Raw genomic sequence first — 20258 nt, 5'->3', positions numbered from 1 at the left:
TGGAGCGCGGGTCGCGGCGGCTGGGCCTGGCCTGGAGACAACCGCCGTGCCGGGACCATGGCCGAGTCCTTCCCCGAGTCCGATTCCGATTCCGGGGCCGGGCTTGTGGGCAGCCCGTGGCCGGGCTTGCACGCCTGCTGGGAACTTCGCCGAGCTGCGGCCGCCGCAGAGCGGGCCCTGGGTGAGTTGTCGGCCCCGCGTGGTCAGCCCTCGACCGTGATCCGGAACACCGGGTGGTCGGGGGCCGCCGCCACGATCTCCTCGTCGGTGGACTTCGACGTGACCCCGTTGAAGTACTGGTTGACCTCCCAGCCCCACTTCTCCAGATAGGTCCGCAGGATCGGGAGCTTCTCCTCGTCGGGGAGCTCCACCGCGGTGAACGTCCGCACCTTGCGCCCCACCCGCAGCTCCCCGCCGCCGGCCACACGCATATTGCGCACCCACTGGGAGTGCCCGCGCGCCGAGACCAGGAACTGCGCCCCGTCGTACGCGTGCGGATTGACCGGGATGCGCTGCAGCTGCCCGCTCTTGCGGCCCCGTACGGACATCTCCGCCGAGCCCATGAGGCTCAGCCCGTGCCGGGCCAGCCAGCCGATGACACTGTTGAGACGGACGTTCAGCGGGCTGCCCTTGAGGTAGTACGGCTGCGACGACATCGGTGACCCCAGTCATTTGGGAGAGCGGTGCTCTCGCTTGATTCGAGTGTGCCGGAGAGTGGCGATCCAATGCAAGAGCAGTGCTCTCGAATTTTTGCGTCGCTCTCGAATGTGTGCACTGATCCGCTCCCATGGGAGACTGGCGTACATGAGCAGCAACGCCGCCCAGGGGGCCCGCGCCCGCGCCCGGATCGAAGTCACCGCCGCCATCAAGGAGGAGGCGCGCAGACAGCTGGCCGCCGAGGGCGCCGCCAAGCTCTCGCTGCGGGCGGTGGCGCGTGAGCTGGGCATGGTCTCCTCCGCGCTGTACCGGTACTTCCCGAGCCGCGACGACCTGCTCACCGCACTCATCATCGATGCGTACGACTCCCTCGGCGAGCGCGCGGAGGCCGCGCACGCCGCCGTCGCCGGGGCGGACCCGGTCCGGCGCTGGGTCGCGGTGTGCGAGGCGGTGCGCGGCTGGGCGCAGGCGCATCCGCACGAGTACGCGCTGATCTACGGCACACCCGTCCCCGGCTACAGCGCACCCCGGACCACCGTGCCGGCCGCGTCCCGGGTCGGTCTGCTCCTCATCGCCATCGTCCGGGACGCGCACCGGTTGCAGATGCTGGAGGTGCCGCTCCTCGCCGACGAACTCGTTCCGGAGGCCGTGCGGATGGCGGGCGACTTCGCCCCCGACCTGCCGCCGGGAGCGGTCGCGGCGCTGGTCGCGGCCTGGGCGCAGCTGTACGGACTGGTCGGCTTCGAACTGTTCGGCCAGTTCAACCGGATGGTGGAGGAGCGCGAGCCCTTCTTCCGCCACGCGGTGACGCGACTGGCGTACGGGGTGGGGCTGCGCTAGAGCCCTTCGGAGTGTTCGTCGACCGCGCCTCCGGGGCTGCGGTCGTGGCCACGACCGGTGGGTGGGCCGGGCTGTTCGGCCAGGTGAGTGAAGTCCCGGACGAACCGGGTCAGCAGCCGGGCCAGCGCGTCACGGTCCTCGGGCGGCCACTCGGCGACCGTCTCGGCGACCACGCGGTGGCGGAAGTCGTGGATACGGGCGAGGGCGGTGCGCCCGTCGCCGGTGAGGGTCAGCAGGGACCGGCGGCCGTCGCGCTGATCGGCCTCGCGACGCAGCAGCCCGGCCTGCAGGGCCTGCGCGGCGAGGCGACTGGCCCGGGGCTGGTCGACGCCGAGCGCGGCCGCCGCCTCGGTCACCGTCAGGGCCTCGCCCCGTTCCGTGGCGGACTCGACCACGTCCAGGAGATCGAAGACGCCGTCGGGCAGCGCGGCGTGCTCGCCGGTGCGCTCGGCGCGCCGCTCCGACAGCCGGGCCAGGTTCCGGCGCCGTTGCGCCCGGCGCAGAGCCACGACGGCCCGCTCGATCGCCGCCGTGCCCTCGTCCGCACCCGTCCCGCCCGCCGGGGCCATGGGGTCCGCCGGGTCCGCCGGGCCCACAGGGCCCACAGGGTCCGAAATCGGCTTGCCGCCCACGAGCCCTCCTGCGCATAGTAGAAGACAACTACATGTCATTTTACATGGAACTGATCTGGAAATGGGTATGCGATCTCTTCCGGAGGCCTCCGTGTCCGTTCCCGCCCGTCCCCTCGGCTACTGGCTCAAGCACCTCGACAACCTCCTGGACCAGCACTTCGAAGCCACCCTCGCCGATCTCGGCGTCAGCCGGCGCGAGTGGCAGGTGCTCAACACGCTCGCCGACGGCGGCCCTGTCGGCCGCGCCGGGCTCTCCGACGCCCTCGCCCCGTTCTGGACGGAGGGCGGCCCCACCCTGGACGAGGTGCTCGGGCGGCTCACCGCCCGGGAATGGATCCCGGCCGGCCCGGACGAGCGCCTCGCCCTCACGGACGAGGGCCGCGCCGCGCACGCGGAGGCGCGGGCCCGCGTCCGGACGACCCGAGCCACCCTCCTCACGGGCCTGACCGGCGAGCAGTACACGCAGACCGTGCGGGTGCTCTCCGTGATGGCGGGCAACGTCGAGGCGGCGCTCGCGGCCCGCTGAGGACGGCCGTCCGCGCGGGCGGCGGGACCGGTCCTACTTCCAGGGGAGTACGGCTGATCACCTCGCCCGGCGGACGTCCGGCGCGGCTCCCGACGTCTAGCGTGGCCGACATGGACGCAGAACAGGCGCGCGGGGACGGCGGCCCGGGGTGGTGGCGGGGGCACGGCCCGCCGTGGCCGCGCCGGGCGGGGGAGGGAGCGGACGGCAGCCGTTGGCCGTGGCGCTCCACCCTGCTGCTGACCGCCTTCGTCCTCGCCGGCTCGAACTTCGCCGCCCAGGTGCAACAGGGCGAGCGGGCCGAGCTCGATCCCTTCGCCCGTGTCCTGCTGCTCGTCGCCTGCGCGCTCCTGCTGTGGCGGCGGCGCCATCCGGTGGCCGTCGTGTTCGGTACGGCGGTCGTGGTCGCGCTCTATCTGGGGGCGGGCTATCCGTACGGGCCGGTCTTCTTCACGGTGGCCGTGGCCTGCTTCTCCGCCGTCGTCGCCGGGCACCGGCGGGCCGCGTGGACCGCGCTCGGGCTGCTGTGCGCCGTACATCTGCTGGTCGCGTACTGGCTGTACCGGTGGCTGCCGCCGTCCGGTGACGAGCCCGCGTCCCTCGGGCAGGAGATCGTGATCACCGGCTGGGTCGTCGCGATCGTGGCGGTCGCGGAGCTGGCCCGGACCCGGCGAGAGCAGTGGACACGGGAGCGGGCCGAGCGCGCACAGGCCGCCCGGCGGCGCGCCGACGAGGAACGGCTGCGGATGGCCCGTGAACTGCACGACGTCCTCGCGCACAGCCTCTCCGTCATCAACGTCCAGGCGGGTGTCGGCCTCGCCCTCCTCGACGCCGACCCGGACCAGGCGCGCACCGCGCTCACCACAATCAAGTCCGCCAGCAAGGAGGCGCTCGGCGAGGTGCGCCAGGTACTCGACACCCTCCGTACGCCGGGAGACGCGCCGCGCGCTCCGGCACCCGGCCTGGACCGGCTGCCCGAGCTGGTCGAGCAGGCGGCACGCGCGGGACTCACCGTCGAGGTGGCGGGGGAGCCGCCCCGACTGTCGCCCGGCACCGATCTCGCCGCCTTCCGTATCGTCCAGGAGGCCCTCACCAACGTCGTACGCCACTCCGGTTCGCGGCACGCGCGCGTACGGCTCGACGGGGACCTCGACGAGGACGGCACGACGCTACGGCTGCGTATCGACGACGACGGGCCGGCGACCGGCGCGGACGCGGGCGGCAGCGGCAACGGTCTCGCCGGGATGCGGGAGCGGGCCTCGGCGCTGGGTGGCACGATCGAGGCGGGGCCGCGCGCCGACGGCGGCTTCCGTGTGCTCGCCGTCCTGCCGGTGCGGACGAGGACGACGACGGCCGAGGATGGGGAGGACCAGTGATCCGCGTACTGCTCGCCGACGACCAGTCCCTGGTCCGTGCGGGATTCAGGGCGCTGCTCGACGCGCAGCCGGACATCGAGGTGTGCGGGGAGGCCGCCGACGGGGAGGAGGCCGTGCGCACGGTCGGCGAACTGCGGCCGGACGTCGTCCTGATGGACATCCGCATGCCCCTGCTGGACGGCCTGGCGGCCACCCGCCGAATCACCAGGGACGACGCCCTCGCACAGGTCAAGGTGGTCATGCTGACCACCTTCGAGCTGGACGAGTACGTCTTCGAGGCGATCCGGTCCGGGGCCTCCGGCTTCCTGGTCAAGGACACCGAACCCGAGGAACTCCTGCGTGCGGTACGGGCGGTGGTGGCCGGGGACGCGCTGCTCTCGCCCGGTGTGACGCGCCGGCTCATCGCCGAGTTCGCCGCCCGCTCCAAGGAACCGGCCGCAGCCGACGAGTTGGGCCGGCTCACGGAACGCGAGCGGGAGGTGATGGCACTGGTCGGCATCGGCCTGTCCAACGAGGAGATCGCCCGCCGCCTGGTGGTCAGCCCCCTCACCGCCAAGACCCACGTCAGCCGCACCATGGTGAAACTGGGCGTCCGCGATCGCGCCCAACTGGTCGTCCTGGCCTATGAGTCGGGCCTGGTGCGACCGGGCTGGCTGGGCTGACCCGCCCGGGAGAAGCGTCGCAGCACGCTCACCACACGGACCACGAACAGCACCGCGGCCAGCCCGTACCCCGTGCCCAGCAGCAACCGGGCGACGGAATCCGGCAGTTCGAACAGCAGCACCGGGCCGGCGACCGTGCCGAAGACGACCACCGCCGCGAACGCGGCGCTGAACAGCGCGTATCCGATCTCCACCGTGATCGCATCCCGCTCGGCCCGACTCCGCCGACCCCCGTGACCGCCCATCCCGCGATTCTCACAGCCGTGCGCCCGGCGGGGCAACCACCACCGCCGGGCGCCGACTTGGAGACGATGCCCCGGTCAGTCGCGGACCACCGGTACGCGGTCCGGCTGCGCCGACTCCACCGTGGAGCTCGCGACGACGACCGAGCCCCGGGCGCGCCGGGTACGCAGACCGGGGAGGGTGATGAGGAGGCCTGCGGCGGCGATGGCCGTCACCACCGCGAGGCCGGGGCGGTAGCTGTCCAGGACCGCCTGCGGGGTGGGGTCGGCCGGGGTGCCCGCGGTCACCACCGCCGTCACCACGGCGAGGAAAATGGCGCCGCCCACCTGCACGGACGTGTTGAGCAGACCGGACACCATGCCCTGCTCATGGTCCGCCACACCGTTGGTGGCCTGGATGTTGAGCGAGGGGAAGACCAGCGCGCAGGCCGCGCCGATCAGCAGCATGGTCGGCAGGATCACGGCGGCGTACACCGGGTCGAGGTCGACGCGCAGGAACAGCGCGTACCCGGCGACCATAAGGGCGAAGCCGGTCGCGATCAGCCGGGGCGTGCCGAACCGGTCCACGATCGCGCCGACCTTGGTCGAGGACACCGCCACCAGCGCACCCGCAGGCAGGAACGCGAGGGCCGTGTGCAGCGCCGACCAGCCGAGCAGCGACTGCATGTAGAGCGTGGCCAGGAACTGGAAGCCGACGTACGACCCGAAGAACGCCATCGCGCCGAGCTGGGCGCGGATCTGGCTGCCGGAGCGCAGCACACCGAGCCGGATCAGTGGTCCGGCGGAGCGCCGCTCCACCCGCACGAACACCGTCAGCAGGACGGCGACCGCGAGGAACGAGAGCAGCGTTCGCGCGGACGTCCAGCCCGCCTCCGGTGCCTGGACGACCGTGAACACCAGCAGCAGCATCGACAGGGTGCCGAGGACGGCGCCCGGGACGTCGTACCCGTTGTGCTCACGTTCGCGTTCGCTGCGCGGCAGCAGCCTGATCCCCGCGACCAGTGCGATCAGGGCGATCGGCGCGGGAAGCAGCATGGTCAGGCGCCAACTGGCCTCCGTGAGCAGGCCGGAGAGGACCAGGCCCATGGAGAAGCCGGTGGCGGCGCAGGTGGTGTAGATGGACAGGGCCCGGTTGCGCAGCGGCCCCTCCGGGAACGTCGTCGTGATGATCGACAGTCCGGCCGGTGCGGTGAACGCCGCGCTCAGCCCCTTGATGAAGCGGCTGGCGATCAGCAGCGGACCCGAGTCGACGAGCCCGCCCAGCAGCGAGGCGAGCGCGAAGACACCGAGGGCGACCAGGAAGACCTGGCGCCGGCCCAGCAGGTCGGCGGTCCGGCCGCCCAGGAGCAGCAGTCCGCCGTAGCCGAGGATGTAGCCGCTGACGATCCATTGCAGCGTCGAGGTGGAAAGGCCCAGGTCGGCGCCTATGGACGGCAGTGCGACGCCGACCATCGACACATCGAGCGCGTCCAGGAACATCGCGGCGCACAGCACCAGCAGGGTGCCCCACAGCCGGGAGGTCCAGCGTCCCTCTGGCACGCCGGGGACGGGGGAGGTGAGCGGAGAGGTCATGACGACGACAGTACATGCGCATGCATTGAGTGCAAGCGCATTTAATTCCCGTGCAACAAAATCGTTTCTCTGCTACGGTGCGGGCCATGGCGGCGAAGAACGGCGAGGTGGACGGAGCCGAGCGGGCGCTGGTCGAGCAGTGGCGGGACATGCTGGCCCTGCACGCCCGGACGCAGTGCGAGCTCGACCGGGTGCTCCACCGGCACGGCCTGTGTGCCAGTGACTTCGAGGTGCTGGACGTCCTCGCCGACTCGACCGCGAACGTGGTGTGCGGCTACCGCGTCCAGGAGATCGCCGAGCGCGTCCATCTCACCCAGAGCGCGCTGTCCCGGCTGATCGCGCGGCTGGAGAAGGACGGCCTCGTCGAACGCGGCCTGTGTGCCGAGGACCGGCGAGGCGTCCGGGTCGAGCTCACCGGCAAGGGGCGAGCGCTGCACGGGGACGTCCTGCCGGTCCAGCGAGCAGTGCTCACCCGCATGCTGGCGCGGCCGGACGCCCACTAGCTTCAGGTGACGGCGGACTTCTCCCGCCACAGGGCCGCGAGTGCCGGGTCGCCGGTGACGGCGGGGAACGGCAGGCGGTTCCACAGCGCCAGGTAGAGCAGCGCTGCCGGTGCGGTGATCTCGCAGTCCGCGTCGCCGTCGGCGGTCCGCTCCGTCACGGGCGGCTCGGGGGACAGTCGTACGGTCCACACGGCGTCCTCCGCGAGATCCGTCGCCCGTACCCGCAGCACCCGGGGCTTCTCGGTGCGCACCCTGCTTCTGTCGCGGGCGTGGAATCCGCTCAGCAGCTCGTCGATGCCGTCGGCGGCGAAGGCGGCGGGCAGACTCCGCGCGCTCTCCTCCGGGCTGCGGCCCAGCGCCGAGTCGGCGTCCACGCGGTGGACGGCCGTCTCGTGCGCCTGCCGTCTGGCCCAGAACGCCAGCGGCGACGGAGCGGGCAGGAAGTGCCAGCACGCCACGTCGGGCTGTGCGGTGGTCAGGGTGTCGACCAGTCGGCGGTGCCCCTCGCGGAACCAGTTCAGCAGCTCGGTCCCGTCGAGGTCCGGCTCGCCCTCGCCTGGGTGGTACGCCGTCCTGCCCTCCGCCACGAACGACGCCGCCCACCGGTGCACCGTGCCCGTGTGCCGCAACAGGTCGCCGACCTGCCAGCCCGGGCAGGTGGGCACCTCGGCGTCGGTGCCCGCCCCGGCCGCAGCGTCGGCCAGTGAACGGCCCTCCCGGTCGAGGGCACGGATGAACTCGGCAGTCTCCATGAGGGTGAGTCTGCCGGACGGGGCGCGGTCCGAGGCCGGAGTTTCGGGAGGTGGTCCTGATTCGACGGGTTCGCTGGTCGCTCCCGCTCAGGCCACCCGTCGGGTGCCGAAGCCGATCAGCGCGGCCAGCCCGGCGAGGGCGGCCACACTGGTCAGGGCGATGGAAAGGGAGAGCCACTCGGCCAGGAAGCCGATGGCGGGCGGTCCGAGGAGCATGCCGCCGTAGCCGAGGGTGGAGGCGGTGGCGACCCCACCGGGGCCGGCCAGGGCGCCCGCGCGTTCGACGGCCACCGGGAAGAGGTTGGCCAGGCCGAGCCCCGCGATCAGATAGCCCAGCAGCGCCGCCCAGAGCGCGGGGGCGAGTGAGCCGAGCAGCATCCCGGCCGCCGCGACGGAACCGCCGGTCACCACCGTACGCGTGCGGCCGAGCCGTTCGAGGAGAGTGGTGCCGGTCAGCCGGCCGACGGTCATGGCCAGCGCGAAACACGAGTACCCGATCGCGGCGGCCCCGGCGGAGGAGCCGAGGTCCTGCCGCAGATGCAGCGCACCCCAGTCGGCGAGGGCTCCCTCACCGTAGGCCGTGCACAGGGCGATCAGGCCGAAGACGAGGACGAGCCGACGGGTGCGGGCGTCGGACCGGGGAGCACCCACCGGCTCCGGGCGAACCGCCCGGGAGTGGCGGGCCGCAGCCGACTCGGGGGAAGAGTGAGACAGCGGCGCGGGGTGGCCGGCTTCTGGTGAGGGCTGCGGCAGTGTCGCGGGAGCGGCGGCTTCCGGGGAGGGCTGCGTGAGTGTTGAGGGGTGGGTGGCTTCGGGGGAGGGCTGCGTGAGTGTTGAGGGGTGGGCGGCTTCGGGGGAGGGCTGCGCGAGTGTTGAGGGGTGGGCGGCTTCGGGGGAGGGCTGCGCGAGTGTTGAGGGGTGGGCGGCTTCGGGGGAGGGCTGCGTGAGTGTTGAGGGGTGGGCGGCTTCCGGGAAGGGCTGCGCGAGTCTTGGGGAGTGGGTGGCTCCCGGGGAGGACTCCGGCAGTGTCGCGGGGGCGTTGGCGTCCGGCGAGGGCTGCGCGAGCGTCGCGGGGACGGCCGGTTCCCGGGAGGGCTGTGACAGCGTTGTCGGGGCGGTCGGGTTCGGTGAAGGGTGTGGCAGGCTCGCGGTGGCGGGCGGTCCCGCAGGCGTACGCGGTTCCCCGGGCGTATCCGCCCCCGTCGGCGCGGGCCGCCCCGCGGAGGTGCCCGGCGCCGCCGAGCTGTGTCCCCCGGCGATCGCCTCTGAGCCGTGCTTCCCAGCGATCGTCGCCGACGCCCCCGCGGCCGATGCCGATGTCCATGCAGGTGCCGAGGCCGGTGCCTCGCGCAGCAGTGCCGGGCCTGCGGCGGCCGTGACGGTCAGGCCGATGATTCCGAGGCCGAGCAGATGGACGGTGGGCGAGAGCGCCCCGGCGACCAGCGCGCCGAGCCCCGCGCCGAGCATGCCGCCCAGGCTGAACGCGGCGTGGAAGGTGGGCATGATCGGCCTGCGCAGTGCCGCGACCAGGTCGACGGCGGCGCTGTTGAAGGCGACGTTGATCCCCCCGTACGCACTGCCGAACACGAGGAGCACGAGCCCGAGGGTGAGGGCGGAGTGGGTGAGCGGGGGCAGCATGACGCCGAGGGAGAGCAGGACGGCGCACACGACCGTGACCGGATGGCTGCCGTGGCGGCGGCACAGCCGTCCGGTCAGGGTCATGGTGACCACCGCTCCGGCGGAGACCCCGAGCAGGGCCAGGCCGAGGGTGCCGGCGGTGGCGCCGGTCTGGTCCTTGATGGCGGGGATGCGGACGACCCAGCCGGCGAAGACGAAGCCGTCGAGGGCGAAGAAGACGGTGAGGATGATCCGGAGGCGGGTGAGGTGGTTGCCCGGCACGGCACTGTGCGTTCGGGTTTTGTTTATCAGCGGCACAAACTCAGGCTAGGGGTGTGCCGGGGTTCGGACAAGGTGGCGATTTTCATGCCGGCGGGGCCGGAACGGCGAAAACGCGCAGCTGAAGGGCGGGCGTGCCGCAGTACCCGATCAGTGTCGACAGTTCGGAGAGGGTGCGCTCCCCGGGAGCGGGGCCGAGCGGCATGGCGTTGACGGGCCCGGCAGACGTGAGTTCGGTGGGGTCCACGAGCCGCGGCCGCGGGTTCACCGCACCTCCTCGGCCAGCGTCGCCAGTTCCTCGTCCGTGGGCAACCGGCCCTCGTGCGCCATCAGTTCGCGGGCCCGGTCGAGCACCTTGTCCACTTGGGCGCGGCTGAGGGTGACGCCCTGCGCGGCCAGTTTGTCGGTGAGGGTGTAGGGGCCGCTGTCGGGGGTGAAGGGGACCCGGCGGGCGTTGCCGACCAGGCCGGGCTCCACGCAGTTGTGGAGGAGGGGGTCGATCTCCGTCTCCTGGGTGATGAAGTCCAGCCCGCCCCAGCAGAAGGCGTGGCTGCCGGTGACGGGGTGGTTCCAGGCGGTGTGATAGCCCGTCAACTCCTCACCCATCCGCGCCAGTTCGGTGAGGCGGTCGGTTCTGATGCCCGTGCGCACCCCGTACAGCGCCTCGAAGGCGAGTGCCGTGGCCGCGAGATCGGCGTTGCCGGGGCCGCCGCAGTAGCCGTTGACCGAGAGTTCGACGGCGGAGGCGCCCGCGCGGACGGCGGCGACCGCGCAGGCGACCGCCAGGCCGAAGGTGTTGTGCGGATGGAGGCCGACCTCGACCTCGGGGGCGAGGGCGCGGGTGAGCCGGACCAGGTGGGCGTACGCCTCGGGGCTCATCGCCCCCGGACCGTCGAACAGGGTGAGTTCGCTCGCGCCGGCGGCGGTGAGCACGGTGACCGACTCCTCGTGGCTCTCCTCGGTCGCGTACGACACCATCAGCAGCGGCACGATCACCCGCAGGCCGCGCTCACGGGCGTACGACACGAGCCGCGCGGCCCGGGCCAGTACGGCAGCCCGGTCGCGCGGGGTGTCCTCGGCGCGCCACTCCTCGCCGCGCCAGGCCCGGGCGTACGCCTGCGGCTGATAGAGCAGTGCCGCCTCGCCGAACGCCTGCACCCACACCTGTACGGCGTCGTAGCCGGCCGCGGCCGCGCGGTCGACGTCCTGCGCGCACCGCATCAGCGGGCAGATCACCCGGCACTCCTCGTTCGCCCCCTTGACCAGTTCCACCTCGCCCTTGAGCGCCGCGTCGGTCCGGCCGCCGAGCCCCGCCGTGACGACCTCGGCCACCCCGCCGGCCACGAGCCCGCGCAGGAACGCCTCCTTCGCCCCGGCGGTCGCCACGACTCCGGGCAGTGTCTCCACCGAGCGCAGCGTCGCGTCCCGCAGCCGCACCGACGCGGGCAGCGAACCCACCACGTCCGTACGGCGGTTGAGCGGGCTCACCGACCAGCGGCCGGGCTCGTGGGCGCCGGGGGCGCGCCGCGCCGCCAACTCCTCCCGGAAGCGGGCGATCTCCTCGGGCGTGAACACGGGTGGCTTGTCCATGGGCCTCCTTCGGGCTCCTTCGGGGTTCCTGTCCCTGCCATGCAGGTGACCTGTCGACACTATGGGCATTACCTTCGCATCGGAGCCGCAGATGTTTACTTTGTGTCGACACTTGGCTAGAACTGTCGACAGTTTAGCCGTTCGAGCGAGGAGCATCCATGACTCAAGACCTGCCCGACGACCTGCCAGGGCCACGGCTCGGCCGTCTCGCGGGCCGGATCGCCGTGATCGGCGGAGCCGGCAGTGTGGGCCCGGGCTGGGGCAACGGCCGTGCCACGGCGGTGATCTTCGCCCGTGAGGGCGCCACCGTCTTCCTGGCCGACCGGGACAAGGAGTCCCTGGAGGTCACCGCGCGCCAGATCCGAGAGGAGGGCGGCACCGCGCACACGGCGGTCCTGGACGTGACCGAACCCGAGGCCGTCCAGCACTACTTCGCCGAATGCGAGCGCCTGGCGGGACGCATCGACGTCCTCGTCAACAACGTCGGCGGCTCGCGGCCCGGCGGTGCGGTCGACCTCAGCCTGGAGGACTGGGAGAGCCAGTTGCGCACCAACCTCACCAGCGCCTTCCTCGCCTGCAAGTACGCCGTGCCCGCCATGCGGCGCGCGGGCGGCGGCGCCATCGTCAACACCGCCTCGGCGTCCGGGCTGCGCTGGACGGGCGCGGCGCAGGTGGGATACGCGGCGGCCAAGGCGGCGGTCATCCAGCTGTCCCGGGTCACCGCCGTGGAGTACGCGCCGGACAACATCCGGGTGAACACCGTCGTGCCCGGACAGCTGCACACCCCGATGGTGGAGGCGCGGCTCGCCCATCAGCGCGCGGGCGGCGACGTGGAGAGGCTGCTCGCCCAGCGGCAGGCCCGGATCCCGCTCGGCTTCATGGGCGACGGCCGCGACACGGCGTACGCGGCGCTCTTCCTCGCCTCCGGCGAGGCCCGTTTCGTCACCGGCACGGAGATCGTCGTCGACGGTGGAATGACGGCGCGCTGTGACTGAACACGCCGTACACGCAACGGAGTGGGTGCCGTCCCCGGGCTGTCCCCCGCCGCACCCGGCCCCCCGCATTCCGTCCCTGGCGCTCCCCAGGGACAGCTGCGACGCCCACTGCCACATCCTCGGGCCCGCCGACGTCTTCCCCTACGCCCCGGACCGCACCTTCACGCCCCTGGACGCCCCCAAGGAGCAACTACGCGCCCTGCACGCCCATTTGGGCATCGGACGGGCGGTGGTCGTGCAGTCCTCCTGCCACGGCTACGACCACGCCGTGCTGCTGGACGCCCTGCGGGCCGGCGAGGGGCGGCTGCGCGGGGTGGCGCTGATCGGCGAGCACAGCACCCGGGCCGAGATCGAGGAGCTGCACCGGGCCGGGGTGCGCGGGTTCCGGCTCAACTTCCTCCCGCATCTGCGCACTCCGCCCACCCGTGACGAGATCGACGCCGTGCTGGAGCGCGTCGACGGTCTCGGCTGGGCCGCCCAACTCCACGTCAGAGGCGAGGAGATCGCCGTCCTCGAAGACCTCGTACGGGCCCTGCCGGGCAGAGTGGTCGTCGACCACATCGGACGCGTCGACCTCGCGGCCGGACACGACGGCCCGGCGCTGCGCAGTCTGCGCGCCCTGCTCGACACCGGGAACGTATGGGTGAAGGTCAGCGGGGTGGACCGGGTCTCCCGGCAGGGGCCGCCGTACGCCGACGCGGTGGCGCTGGCCGCCTCCCTGGTGGCGTACGCCCCGGAGCGGGTCGTCTGGGGTACCGACTATCCGCACGTCAACATCACCGGTGAAGCCCCCGACGACGGCCTGCTCGTCGACCTCGTCGAGCGCCTTGCGCCCGACCCGGCCCATCTGCGGCGGCTGATGGTCGACAACCCCGCGGAACTCTTCGGCTTTCCGGCCGCTCACCGGACCGATTCATAGTGTCGGCAGAAACCCACAGGTTTTTCCCTGTCACCTCCCTTGAACGGCAAAAGTGTCGACAGTAGTGTCCCGACTCGAACCTCTTGAGAGGAGGACCGCCATGGCTGTGCCGCCCCCCGCCAGGCTGCTCAGGCGCGGCGAGGCCGCGTACGAACAGGCCCGGCTCGATGCCGTCTGGAACGAGCGCAAGCCCCACCGGTACCCCGACGTCATCGTGCTCGCCGCCGACGAGCAGGACGCGGTCGCCGCCGTACGGCTCGCCCGCAGCGAGGGGCTCGCCATCGGGATCCGCTCCGGCGGCCACAGCTGGGTGGGCAACGGGGTGCGGGACGGAGGCATGCTGCTCGACCTCTCCCGGCTGCAGGACGTCACCGTCGACCCGGCCACGCGCACGGCCGCGGTCCAGCCCGCGGTCAAGGGGCCGGCCCTGCTCGAACAACTCGCTCCACACGGCTTGTTCTTCCCCGCGGGACACGCGCCCACCGTCGGCGTCGGAGGTTTCCTCCTGGGCGGCGGCTACGGCTGGAACTCACGCCGGCTCGGCCCCGCCTGCATGAGCATCAGGGCGATCGACGTCGTCCTCGCCGACGGCACCCTGGTGCACGCCACCGACGCCACCCATCCCGACCTGCTGTGGGCGGCCCGGGGCAGCGGCCCCGGCTTCTTCGGCGTGGTCACCCGCTTCCATCTCGCCGTGCACGACCTGCCGCGCCGTTTCCTGCGGACCGTGCACAGCTACCCGCTGGAGCTGCGCGACCAGGTGCTCGCATGGTCGTACGACATCCTGGAACACCTCGCGCCCGAGGTGGAGTTCTCGGCGAAGGTGGGCTTCACGCCCGGCCTGGACCGGCAGACGGTCTCCGTCACCGCCACCGCGTTCTGCGAGGGCGACGACGATCCCCTCGCCCCGCTGGAGGACGCCCCCTTCCGGGGCCGGGCGATCCGCGCGCTGGTCGCACGGGAGACCACCATGGCGGCGCTGTACGAGCACGCCGACCGGCTGACCCCGCCCGGCATGCGCTGGGCGCTCGACGGGATCTGGACCGACGAACCGGTGGACAAGGTCCTGGAAGCCGCCAGGCCGCTGTTCGACACCATCCCCGACACCACCAGTCATGTGCTGTGGATGCTCTGGGGCGGCTTCCCCGAGCGCCCGGACGCCTGCTGGTCCAGCCAGGCCAAGCTGTACCTCTCGCCCAACGCGGGCTGGACCGACCCGGCCGAGGACCTCGCCCACGAGCGGTGGGCGCACGGCCGGCTCGCCGACCTCCAGCACCTCTCGGTCGGGCTGCAGTTCTCCGACAACAACGTCGCCGACCGCTTCGACCACGGGCTCAGCCCCGCCCACGCCGCGCGCCTGGAGGAGATCCGGGCCGTGTACGACCCCGAGGGCCGCTTCCGCACCTATATGACCCCCGGGGAATCCACCACCGCCTACGCCGCCGCGGGACACGCGCGGACGCATTAGCTCGCACCGGTCGACCTGAACCCGACTGGTTCGTACGTGAGTCATCAAGGAGAGCCGTTTCATGGAAACCTCGAGAACCCCGCGGCGTCGTGGTCTCATCGTCCTGTCCGCCCTCGCCGTCACCGCCTCGCTCACCCTCACCGCCTGCGGGGGCGACGCCGCCGGTGACACCACCGCCGACGGCAAGGCCAAGGTCACCGTCCTGCGCTCCAACGGCGCCATCTTCGAGCCGCTCTACATCGCCGAGCAGCAGGGCTACTTCAAGTCCGCGGGCCTCGACGTCACCATCAAGGCCGGCGCCCAGGACACCTCGCAGAACGCCCCGTCCGTCCTCAACGGCGAGGCCCAGTTCGCCATGACGGACAGCTCCGGCTTCCTCAAGGGCGCGGCCCAGGACATGCCCATCCGGATCGTGACGGGGCTGCAGTCCGCGACGACGAAGACGGACCCCACCGACGGACTGCTGGTCAAGAAGGACAGCGAGATCGAGTCCTTCAAGGACCTGGAGGGCAGGACCGTCGGCATCTCCGCGCTCGGCGGCACCATCCAGTTCATCTGCGAGTACCTGGTGCAGAAGGCCGGCGGCGACCCGTCCAAGGTCAAGTTCGTGGCCCTGCCCACGACTTCGCTGACCGACGCCGCCACCTCCGGCAAGACCGACGCGATCTTCTCGTTCGGTCCCTTCTACTTCGCCGGCAAGGACAGCGGACTGCGCTCCATCGGCAACGGCATGAACGACGTGCCCGGCATGGTCCAGGGCCTGCTGTTCTCCAGCCAGGAGTACCTGGCGAAGAACTCCGGCACCGCGAAGAAGTTCATCGACGCCGTCGCCAAGGCCATCGACTACGCCAACGCGCACCCCGAGGCCGTCAAGGCCATCGACAAGAAGTACACCCAGGTGCCCGCCGACTTCATCGACAAGCACGACACCAACCACTACGACAAGAACCTCGACACCACCGTGATGCGCACGGTGATCACGAAGATGCACGAGTTCGACCTGCTCGACACGGAGCCCAAGGACGACGCCCTCTACTGGGACCAGGCCCCGACCTCGGCCGGGGAGTAGCGGTGCTCAAGGTCCGTCTGCTCCAACTGGCCGCGCTCGCCGCCGTGCTGGCGCTGTGGGCGCTGATCACCGCGGCCGGCGTGGTCAGTTCGACCGCGCTGCCGGGGCCGCGAGCCGTCCTGGTCGCCTTCGGGGACCTCCTCGGCAGCGGCGGCTTCTGGCAGGCGGTGGGGGAGACCCTGCGCGGCGCGGTCACCGGGCTGCTCGTGGCGATCGCCGTGGGCATCCCGGTCGGCCTGCTCACCGGCGTGTACCAGACGGCCGAGGAATCCTCCCGGCTGCTCCTGGAGATCCTCAGGTCCTTCCCGGTGATCGCCCTGCTCCCCGTGTTCCTGCTGGTCCTCGGCTCCACCCCGGGCATGAAGGCCACGGTCGTCTTCATCGCCTGCGTCTTCCCGGTGCTGCTCCAGGCCCAGTACGGGGCGCGCGCCGTGAGCCAGGCCGTCCACGAGACCGTGCGCAGTTACCGCATTCCGAGGCTGCTGCGGCTGCGCCGGGTGGTCCTGCCGGCCGCGGTCCCGTCCATCACGACGGGCCTGCGGCTGGCAGCGACCACCTCGGTCCTGGTCGCCATCGGCGTCGAGGTGCTCACCACGCTCCCCGGCATCGGCCACATGATCATGGAATCCCAGCAGGCGGGCGCCTCCGCCCGGGCCTACGCCTACATCCTCACCGCCGGGGCCATCGGCTACACGATCACCCTGCTCGCGCAGTTCGCCGAGCACCGGCTGCTGCGCTGGCGTCCGCCGACCCGGGCCGGAGAGGAGTGAGTCACGTGCCCTGGAAACCGCTCCTCCGTCAACTCTGGCTTCCCGCCCTGGTGTTCGTCGTCCTGCTGGTGTCGACGGCCGGCAGCACCAGCTTCTACTTCCCCCCGCTCACCGAGGTCCTCGCCGCCCTGTGGCACGAGCTGGTCCACGGCGACCTCCTCGGCGACCTGGCCTTCAGCCTCCGCAACATCCTCTGCGGGCTGGGCATCGCGACCGTCGTCGGCGTCGGCGCCGGGCTGGTCATCGGCGAAATCCGCACCCTGCGCCTGGCGACCGGACCGCTCCTCGACTTCGCCCGCGCCACCCCCACCGTCGGATTCGTGCCCGTCATCATCCTCACCCTGGGCATCGGCTCCGGACCGAAGATCTTCCTGATCTTCCTCGGCTCGGTCTGGCCGATCCTGCTCAACACGGTCAGCGGCGTCCAGGCCATCGGCCCGGCCGTCCACGAGACCGCGCGCGGCTACCGCATCCCCTGGCCGCTCAGGCTGCGCCGCGTCATCCTGCCCGGCGCACTGCCACAGATCCTCGCGGGCATCCGGGTCGCCCTGTCCGTCGCCGTCGTCCTCATGGTCGTCAGCGAGATCTACGGCTCTCCCGTCGGCCTCGGCAACTTCATCCTGCAGAGCGGCTCCAGCTTCCACGTCGCCGAGACCTGGGCCGGCACCATCCTCATCGGCGTTCTCGGCTACGGCCTGAGCGTGCTGCTCCTGCTGGTGGAGCACCGGCTCCTGGGCTGGTACCACCAGCGCGCTCCCCGAGTGCGCTCACCACGCCCCGTCCCGGCCGGGGCCACCGACAGCACCGACAGCGTCAAGAGCAACGGAGTCGTCGTATGACACGCGGATCGAGCCTGCACGTCGAGGACGTCGGCATGTGCTTCGGCCAGGGACCGCAGGCCCACCAGGTCCTCGACGGACTGTCCCTGCGCGTGGACCCGGGGGAGTCGGTCTGCCTGGTCGGCCCCTCCGGCGCGGGCAAGACGACCCTGCTGCGCTGCCTCGCCGGACTGACCCGGCCGACCTCCGGCCGGGTCCGCTACGGCGACCAGCAGCTGACCGAGCCGCACGGCGACATCGCCGTGGTCTCCCAGGACTACCGGGGCTCCCTGCTGCCCTGGCTGCGCGTCTGGGACAACGTCGCCTTCCCGCTCCAGGGCAGGGGCGTGAAGAAGGCCGTCCGCAAGCAGCGCGCGCTGGAGTGCCTGGACGCCGTAGGCCTCCCCGACGTCGGCGACAAGTACCCCTGGCAGCTCTCCGGCGGGATGCAGCAGCGGGTGGCCATCGCGCGCGGACTGGCGTACGACGCCCCCGTGCTGCTCATGGACGAGCCCTTCGGGTCGGTGGACGCCCAGTCCCGGTTCGAACTGGAGGACCTCACCCTGGAGTTGCGCCGCCGGCTCGGCATCACCGTGGTGGTCGTCACGCACGACATCGACGAGGCGGTCTACCTCGGCGACCGGGTCGTCGTCCTCGGCGGGAAGCCGACGGCCGTGCTCGACACGCTCACCATCCCGCTCGGCACCGACCGCGACCAGCTGACCACCCGCTCGGACCCCCGCTTCGCCGAACTGCGCACCCGTGTCCTGGCGTTGATCCGCGGCGAGATCGAGCTGGCGCCCCGCGCGGTCTGACCCACCACGCGCCCGCACGCACAGACCCACCCCCCTCAACCGGCCGACGCCACGCGTCGGTCCGGCCTGCCCGAAAACAGCACGAATCCCCCGTCCGCATCCCGTCCGCATCCCCCGGACACCCCCTGCACCCCCAATCGCACACTGAGAACAAGGGAGTTCACCGTGACACACACCACCAGCAGGCAGGGCCCCGAGCTCAGCTACCGGACCCGCCCCCGCGCCCTGCTCGTGGCGGTGGCCGCCGCCCTCGCGCCCACCCTCGCCGCCCCGGCCGTCGCCCAGGCCGCGACGACCAAGGCCGGCAAGCGGATCACCGTGGCCTCCGGCGAGACCCTGGAGCTGACCGAGACCACCACGGCCACCCGGCTCACCATCGCCGAGGGCGGCGCCATCACCGTCCCCGACGGCTACAGCCTCAGCCTCACCGTCAACGGCGTGGAGACGGGGAGTGAACTCGCCCTGCTGACGGACGGATACGGCGGAGCGGCCACCGCCATCGCGGCCGGCACCTACCGCGGGACGATCGTCCTCACCGTCGCCGAGGCCACCGAGGTCGCCTACAGCACCCTCACCTTCCCCTTCCGCCAGGCCATCTACGTGGACGCGGACGGCGTGGACGAGGCCAAGTCGGTCCCCTCCGACGTCAGCGGCGGCACCGTCACCGACACCGGGGCGAGCGACATCACCCTCGCCTCCAACGGCGAGGCGTTCAACGGCGTCTACGTCACCGGCGGCGGCAGCTACACCCTCACCAACCCGAAGATCCTCTTCGACGGCAACGGCCGCTGCGACTTCATCGGGTACGGCGCCTCCGTCGTCGGCACCGGCGCGGGCACCACCCTCGTCCTGGACGGCGCGACCATCAGCAACGTGGGCGTGGTCCGTACGGCGGTCATCGCCGACGCCACCGCCAACGTGATCGTCAAGAACTCCACCCTGCACTGCGCCGACGGCGTCGTCCCCGACGAGTACCCGACGGCGGGCACCGGCGACACCCGCTACATGATCACCGTGCCGTGGATGCTGGGCCTGTCCGGCAACGTCCGCACCACCAACCTGCTCGGCGCGAACACCAAGGCGTCGTACATCAACTCCACCATCTCCTCGGAGAAGTGGGGCGCGCTCTCGGTCGACGGCGGCAGCTACTGCACCCTCACCGCCATCAACAGCACCATCGCCAACACCGGCGGCCAGGGTTACGGCTCGTACGCCATCGGCAACGTCACCGAGCACTTCCTGGGCTGCACCTTCGACGTCGGCGACTACGCCCTCATCCACTGGGGCGCCTCGGCCCACTACGGGGACAGCACCGCGGAGGCCGTCGCCGCCCTCAACGAGTCCCTGGAAATCGGCCTGACCAGCGCCGAACTGGCCGACCTCGAGGTCAAGTCCACCGTCATCGACGCCGGCCGCTTCATGGTCATGTGGTACGCGGCGGGCTCGGTCACCATCGACGGCGGCACCGAGGTCAACACCGGCGAGACCACCTTCGTCAGCAAGGCGGTCGCGGGGACGGTCACCGTCGACGGCTCCGACGGCGCCACGATCAACCCCGGCAACGGCGTCATCTTCCAGCTGATGGACACCGACCGGCCGAGCAGCGTCTCGGTCTCCGGCAAGGCCTGGAGCACCGAGACGACCGGTACGTACACCGAGCCCACCGGTTCGCCGACCAGGTCCTCCAGCTGGGTGACCACGTCGTCGCAGTCCACCGACTCCAAGGGCACCTTCAGCGACATCGAGCTGACGGGCGACTTCTACAACTCCGTCTGGGGCGGCGGCAACGGAAGCATCCAGGGTCAGAACCTCAGCCTGTCCTTCACCCGTTCGACCGTGGCGGGTGTGATCTCCGCGAGCACGGCCAAGCACGCCGTCTCCACCATCACCTCGGCCGAGTACCGGCAGATCAGCGAGGTCACCAACACCCCGAGCGCGGTCGTCAACAACGGCGTCCTGGTCACCCTGGGCACCGGCTCCACCTGGACGGTCACCGGAACGTCCTACCTGAGCGCCCTCACCCTGGCCTCCGACGCAACCGTCACCGCCCCCTCCGGCAAGACGGTCACCCTGACGGTCAACGGCACCACCACCACCCTCAAGGCAGGCACCACCTACACGGGCGCCCTGACCCTGACAGTGTCCTGACCCTGACAGTG

Annotated in this window: 20 protein-coding genes and 2 pseudogenes; 13 read left to right on the top strand and 9 right to left on the bottom strand. The window is 71.8% G+C overall.

The genetic code is table 11. The features are described from left to right. Positions 1-203: 203 nt before the first annotated feature. On the bottom strand, positions 204-656 hold the full coding sequence (locus ABZ464_RS09870; protein WP_359273493.1) for a nitroreductase/quinone reductase family protein: 453 nt from the start codon (positions 654-656) through the stop codon (positions 204-206). 148 nt (positions 657-804) lie between these two features. On the opposite strand from ABZ464_RS09870, the gene ABZ464_RS09865 reads away from it, so the two are divergent. Next, entirely contained in the window at positions 805-1497 is a 693-nt protein-coding gene (locus ABZ464_RS09865) for a TetR/AcrR family transcriptional regulator (RefSeq protein WP_359273490.1), read from the top strand. On the opposite strand, the gene ABZ464_RS09860 is transcribed toward ABZ464_RS09865, so the two are convergent. Beyond that, positions 1494-2093, bottom strand: coding sequence for a MarR family winged helix-turn-helix transcriptional regulator (locus ABZ464_RS09860; protein WP_359273488.1), 600 nt, complete (start codon positions 2091-2093; stop codon positions 1494-1496). The genes ABZ464_RS09865 and ABZ464_RS09860 overlap by 4 nt on opposite strands. A 103-nt stretch (positions 2094-2196) precedes the next feature. Here ABZ464_RS09860 and ABZ464_RS09855 point away from each other — a divergent pair, with 103 nt between their 5' ends. From ABZ464_RS09855 to ABZ464_RS09845, 3 genes are all read left to right on the top strand, one after another. Then, complete coding sequence (locus ABZ464_RS09855; RefSeq protein ID WP_359273485.1) at positions 2197-2655, top strand: MarR family winged helix-turn-helix transcriptional regulator; 459 nt, start codon at positions 2197-2199, stop codon at positions 2653-2655. Between the two features lie 110 nt (positions 2656-2765). Continuing rightward, positions 2766-4028 (top strand): sensor histidine kinase, encoded by a 1263-nt coding sequence (locus tag ABZ464_RS09850; RefSeq protein WP_359273483.1) that lies wholly within the window; start codon positions 2766-2768, stop codon positions 4026-4028. Next, entirely contained in the window at positions 4025-4690 is a 666-nt protein-coding gene (locus ABZ464_RS09845; RefSeq protein ID WP_359273480.1) for a response regulator transcription factor, read from the top strand. The genes ABZ464_RS09850 and ABZ464_RS09845 overlap by 4 nt, the downstream gene beginning before the upstream one ends. Here ABZ464_RS09845 and ABZ464_RS09840 read toward each other — a convergent pair. Next, on the bottom strand, positions 4651-4935 hold the full coding sequence (locus tag ABZ464_RS09840; protein ID WP_359273477.1) for a DUF6332 family protein: 285 nt from the start codon (positions 4933-4935) through the stop codon (positions 4651-4653). The two genes, ABZ464_RS09845 and ABZ464_RS09840, sit on opposite strands and share 40 nt — an antisense overlap. 75 nt (positions 4936-5010) lie before the next feature. After that, complete coding sequence (locus ABZ464_RS09835; protein WP_359273474.1) at positions 5011-6504, bottom strand: MFS transporter; 1494 nt, start codon at positions 6502-6504, stop codon at positions 5011-5013. Positions 6505-6590: 86 nt separating this feature from the next. Between ABZ464_RS09835 and ABZ464_RS09830 the strand changes: the two genes are divergently transcribed. Beyond that, a complete protein-coding gene (locus tag ABZ464_RS09830; protein WP_359273472.1) occupies positions 6591-7007 on the top strand; it encodes a MarR family transcriptional regulator in 417 nt (138 codons plus the stop codon). A gap of 2 nt (positions 7008-7009) precedes the next feature. Here the strand turns inward: ABZ464_RS09830 and ABZ464_RS09825 are convergent, their stop codons facing one another. From ABZ464_RS09825 to ABZ464_RS09805, 5 genes and pseudogenes are all read right to left on the bottom strand, one after another. Then, positions 7010-7759 (bottom strand): maleylpyruvate isomerase family mycothiol-dependent enzyme, encoded by a 750-nt coding sequence (locus ABZ464_RS09825; RefSeq protein ID WP_359273469.1) that lies wholly within the window; start codon positions 7757-7759, stop codon positions 7010-7012. Positions 7760-7846: 87 nt separating this feature from the next. Further along, positions 7847-8389 (bottom strand): annotated as a pseudogene (locus ABZ464_RS09820) (MFS transporter); the annotation flags it as partial. A 708-nt stretch (positions 8390-9097) separates the two neighbouring features. After that, positions 9098-9658, bottom strand: a pseudogene (locus ABZ464_RS09815) (MFS transporter); the annotation flags it as partial. An 82-nt stretch (positions 9659-9740) separates the two neighbouring features. Beyond that, positions 9741-9923 carry a hypothetical protein gene (locus tag ABZ464_RS09810; protein ID WP_359273466.1) on the bottom strand — a complete coding sequence of 61 codons (183 nt, stop codon included), beginning with the start codon at positions 9921-9923 and terminating at the stop codon, positions 9741-9743. After that, positions 9920-11245, bottom strand: coding sequence for a hypothetical protein (locus tag ABZ464_RS09805; RefSeq protein WP_359273463.1), 1326 nt, complete (start codon positions 11243-11245; stop codon positions 9920-9922). The genes ABZ464_RS09810 and ABZ464_RS09805 overlap by 4 nt, the downstream gene beginning before the upstream one ends. A 158-nt stretch (positions 11246-11403) precedes the next feature. On the opposite strand from ABZ464_RS09805, the gene ABZ464_RS09800 reads away from it, so the two are divergent. The 8 genes from ABZ464_RS09800 (at position 11404) to ABZ464_RS09765 (ending at position 20247) form a co-directional block, all read left to right on the top strand. Further along, positions 11404-12240 carry an SDR family NAD(P)-dependent oxidoreductase gene (locus ABZ464_RS09800; protein WP_359273460.1) on the top strand — a complete coding sequence of 279 codons (837 nt, stop codon included), beginning with the start codon at positions 11404-11406 and terminating at the stop codon, positions 12238-12240. Next, positions 12233-13159 (top strand): amidohydrolase family protein, encoded by a 927-nt coding sequence (locus ABZ464_RS09795; RefSeq protein WP_359273457.1) that lies wholly within the window; start codon positions 12233-12235, stop codon positions 13157-13159. Before ABZ464_RS09800 ends, ABZ464_RS09795 begins: the two co-directional genes overlap by 8 nt. A 100-nt stretch (positions 13160-13259) precedes the next feature. Beyond that, positions 13260-14627, top strand: a complete 1368-nt coding sequence (locus tag ABZ464_RS09790; protein ID WP_359273455.1) for an FAD-binding oxidoreductase — start codon at positions 13260-13262, stop codon at positions 14625-14627. Between the two features lie 61 nt (positions 14628-14688). Beyond that, on the top strand, positions 14689-15696 hold the full coding sequence (locus ABZ464_RS09785; protein WP_359273452.1) for an ABC transporter substrate-binding protein: 1008 nt from the start codon (positions 14689-14691) through the stop codon (positions 15694-15696). Between the two features lie 2 nt (positions 15697-15698). Further along, entirely contained in the window at positions 15699-16466 is a 768-nt protein-coding gene (locus tag ABZ464_RS09780; protein WP_359273449.1) for an ABC transporter permease, read from the top strand. 5 nt (positions 16467-16471) lie between these two features. Beyond that, on the top strand, positions 16472-17305 hold the full coding sequence (locus tag ABZ464_RS09775; protein ID WP_359273447.1) for an ABC transporter permease: 834 nt from the start codon (positions 16472-16474) through the stop codon (positions 17303-17305). Next, the gene (locus ABZ464_RS09770) at positions 17302-18099 is read left to right on the top strand and encodes an ABC transporter ATP-binding protein (protein WP_359273445.1); all 798 of its coding nucleotides are present in this window, start codon (positions 17302-17304) and stop codon (positions 18097-18099) included. Before ABZ464_RS09775 ends, ABZ464_RS09770 begins: the two co-directional genes overlap by 4 nt. Positions 18100-18264: 165 nt before the next feature. Continuing rightward, a complete protein-coding gene (locus ABZ464_RS09765) occupies positions 18265-20247 on the top strand; it encodes a hypothetical protein (protein WP_359273443.1) in 1983 nt (660 codons plus the stop codon). Positions 20248-20258: the final 11 nt, after the last annotated feature.

The sequence above is a fragment of the Streptomyces sp. NPDC005820 genome (genome assembly GCF_040630255.1).
Lineage (GTDB): Bacteria > Actinomycetota > Actinomycetes > Streptomycetales > Streptomycetaceae > Streptomyces.
The sequence above is the reverse complement of the archived record's forward strand: the minus strand, read 5'-3'. Positions and strand labels throughout refer to the sequence as shown.

Bases quoted from the DNA above. Each gene is read 5' to 3' on its own strand.
- ABZ464_RS09870 (WP_359273493.1), bottom strand. From the start codon at position 656: ATGTCGTCGCAGCCGTACTACCTCAAGGGCAGCCCGCTGAACGTCCGT.
- ABZ464_RS09865 (WP_359273490.1), top strand. From the start codon at position 805: ATGAGCAGCAACGCCGCCCAGGGGGCCCGCGCCCGCGCCCGGATCGAA.
- ABZ464_RS09855 (WP_359273485.1), top strand. From the start codon at position 2,197: ATGCGATCTCTTCCGGAGGCCTCCGTGTCCGTTCCCGCCCGTCCCCTC.
- ABZ464_RS09850 (WP_359273483.1), top strand. From the start codon at position 2,766: ATGGACGCAGAACAGGCGCGCGGGGACGGCGGCCCGGGGTGGTGGCGG.
- ABZ464_RS09840 (WP_359273477.1), bottom strand. From the start codon at position 4,935: ATGGGCGGTCACGGGGGTCGGCGGAGTCGGGCCGAGCGGGATGCGATC.
- ABZ464_RS09835 (WP_359273474.1), bottom strand. From the start codon at position 6,504: ATGACCTCTCCGCTCACCTCCCCCGTCCCCGGCGTGCCAGAGGGACGC.
- ABZ464_RS09830 (WP_359273472.1), top strand. From the start codon at position 6,591: ATGGCGGCGAAGAACGGCGAGGTGGACGGAGCCGAGCGGGCGCTGGTC.
- ABZ464_RS09825 (WP_359273469.1), bottom strand. From the start codon at position 7,759: ATGGAGACTGCCGAGTTCATCCGTGCCCTCGACCGGGAGGGCCGTTCA.
- ABZ464_RS09805 (WP_359273463.1), bottom strand. From the start codon at position 11,245: ATGGACAAGCCACCCGTGTTCACGCCCGAGGAGATCGCCCGCTTCCGG.
- ABZ464_RS09800 (WP_359273460.1), top strand. From the start codon at position 11,404: ATGACTCAAGACCTGCCCGACGACCTGCCAGGGCCACGGCTCGGCCGT.
- ABZ464_RS09790 (WP_359273455.1), top strand. From the start codon at position 13,260: ATGGCTGTGCCGCCCCCCGCCAGGCTGCTCAGGCGCGGCGAGGCCGCG.
- ABZ464_RS09785 (WP_359273452.1), top strand. From the start codon at position 14,689: ATGGAAACCTCGAGAACCCCGCGGCGTCGTGGTCTCATCGTCCTGTCC.
- ABZ464_RS09770 (WP_359273445.1), top strand. From the start codon at position 17,302: ATGACACGCGGATCGAGCCTGCACGTCGAGGACGTCGGCATGTGCTTC.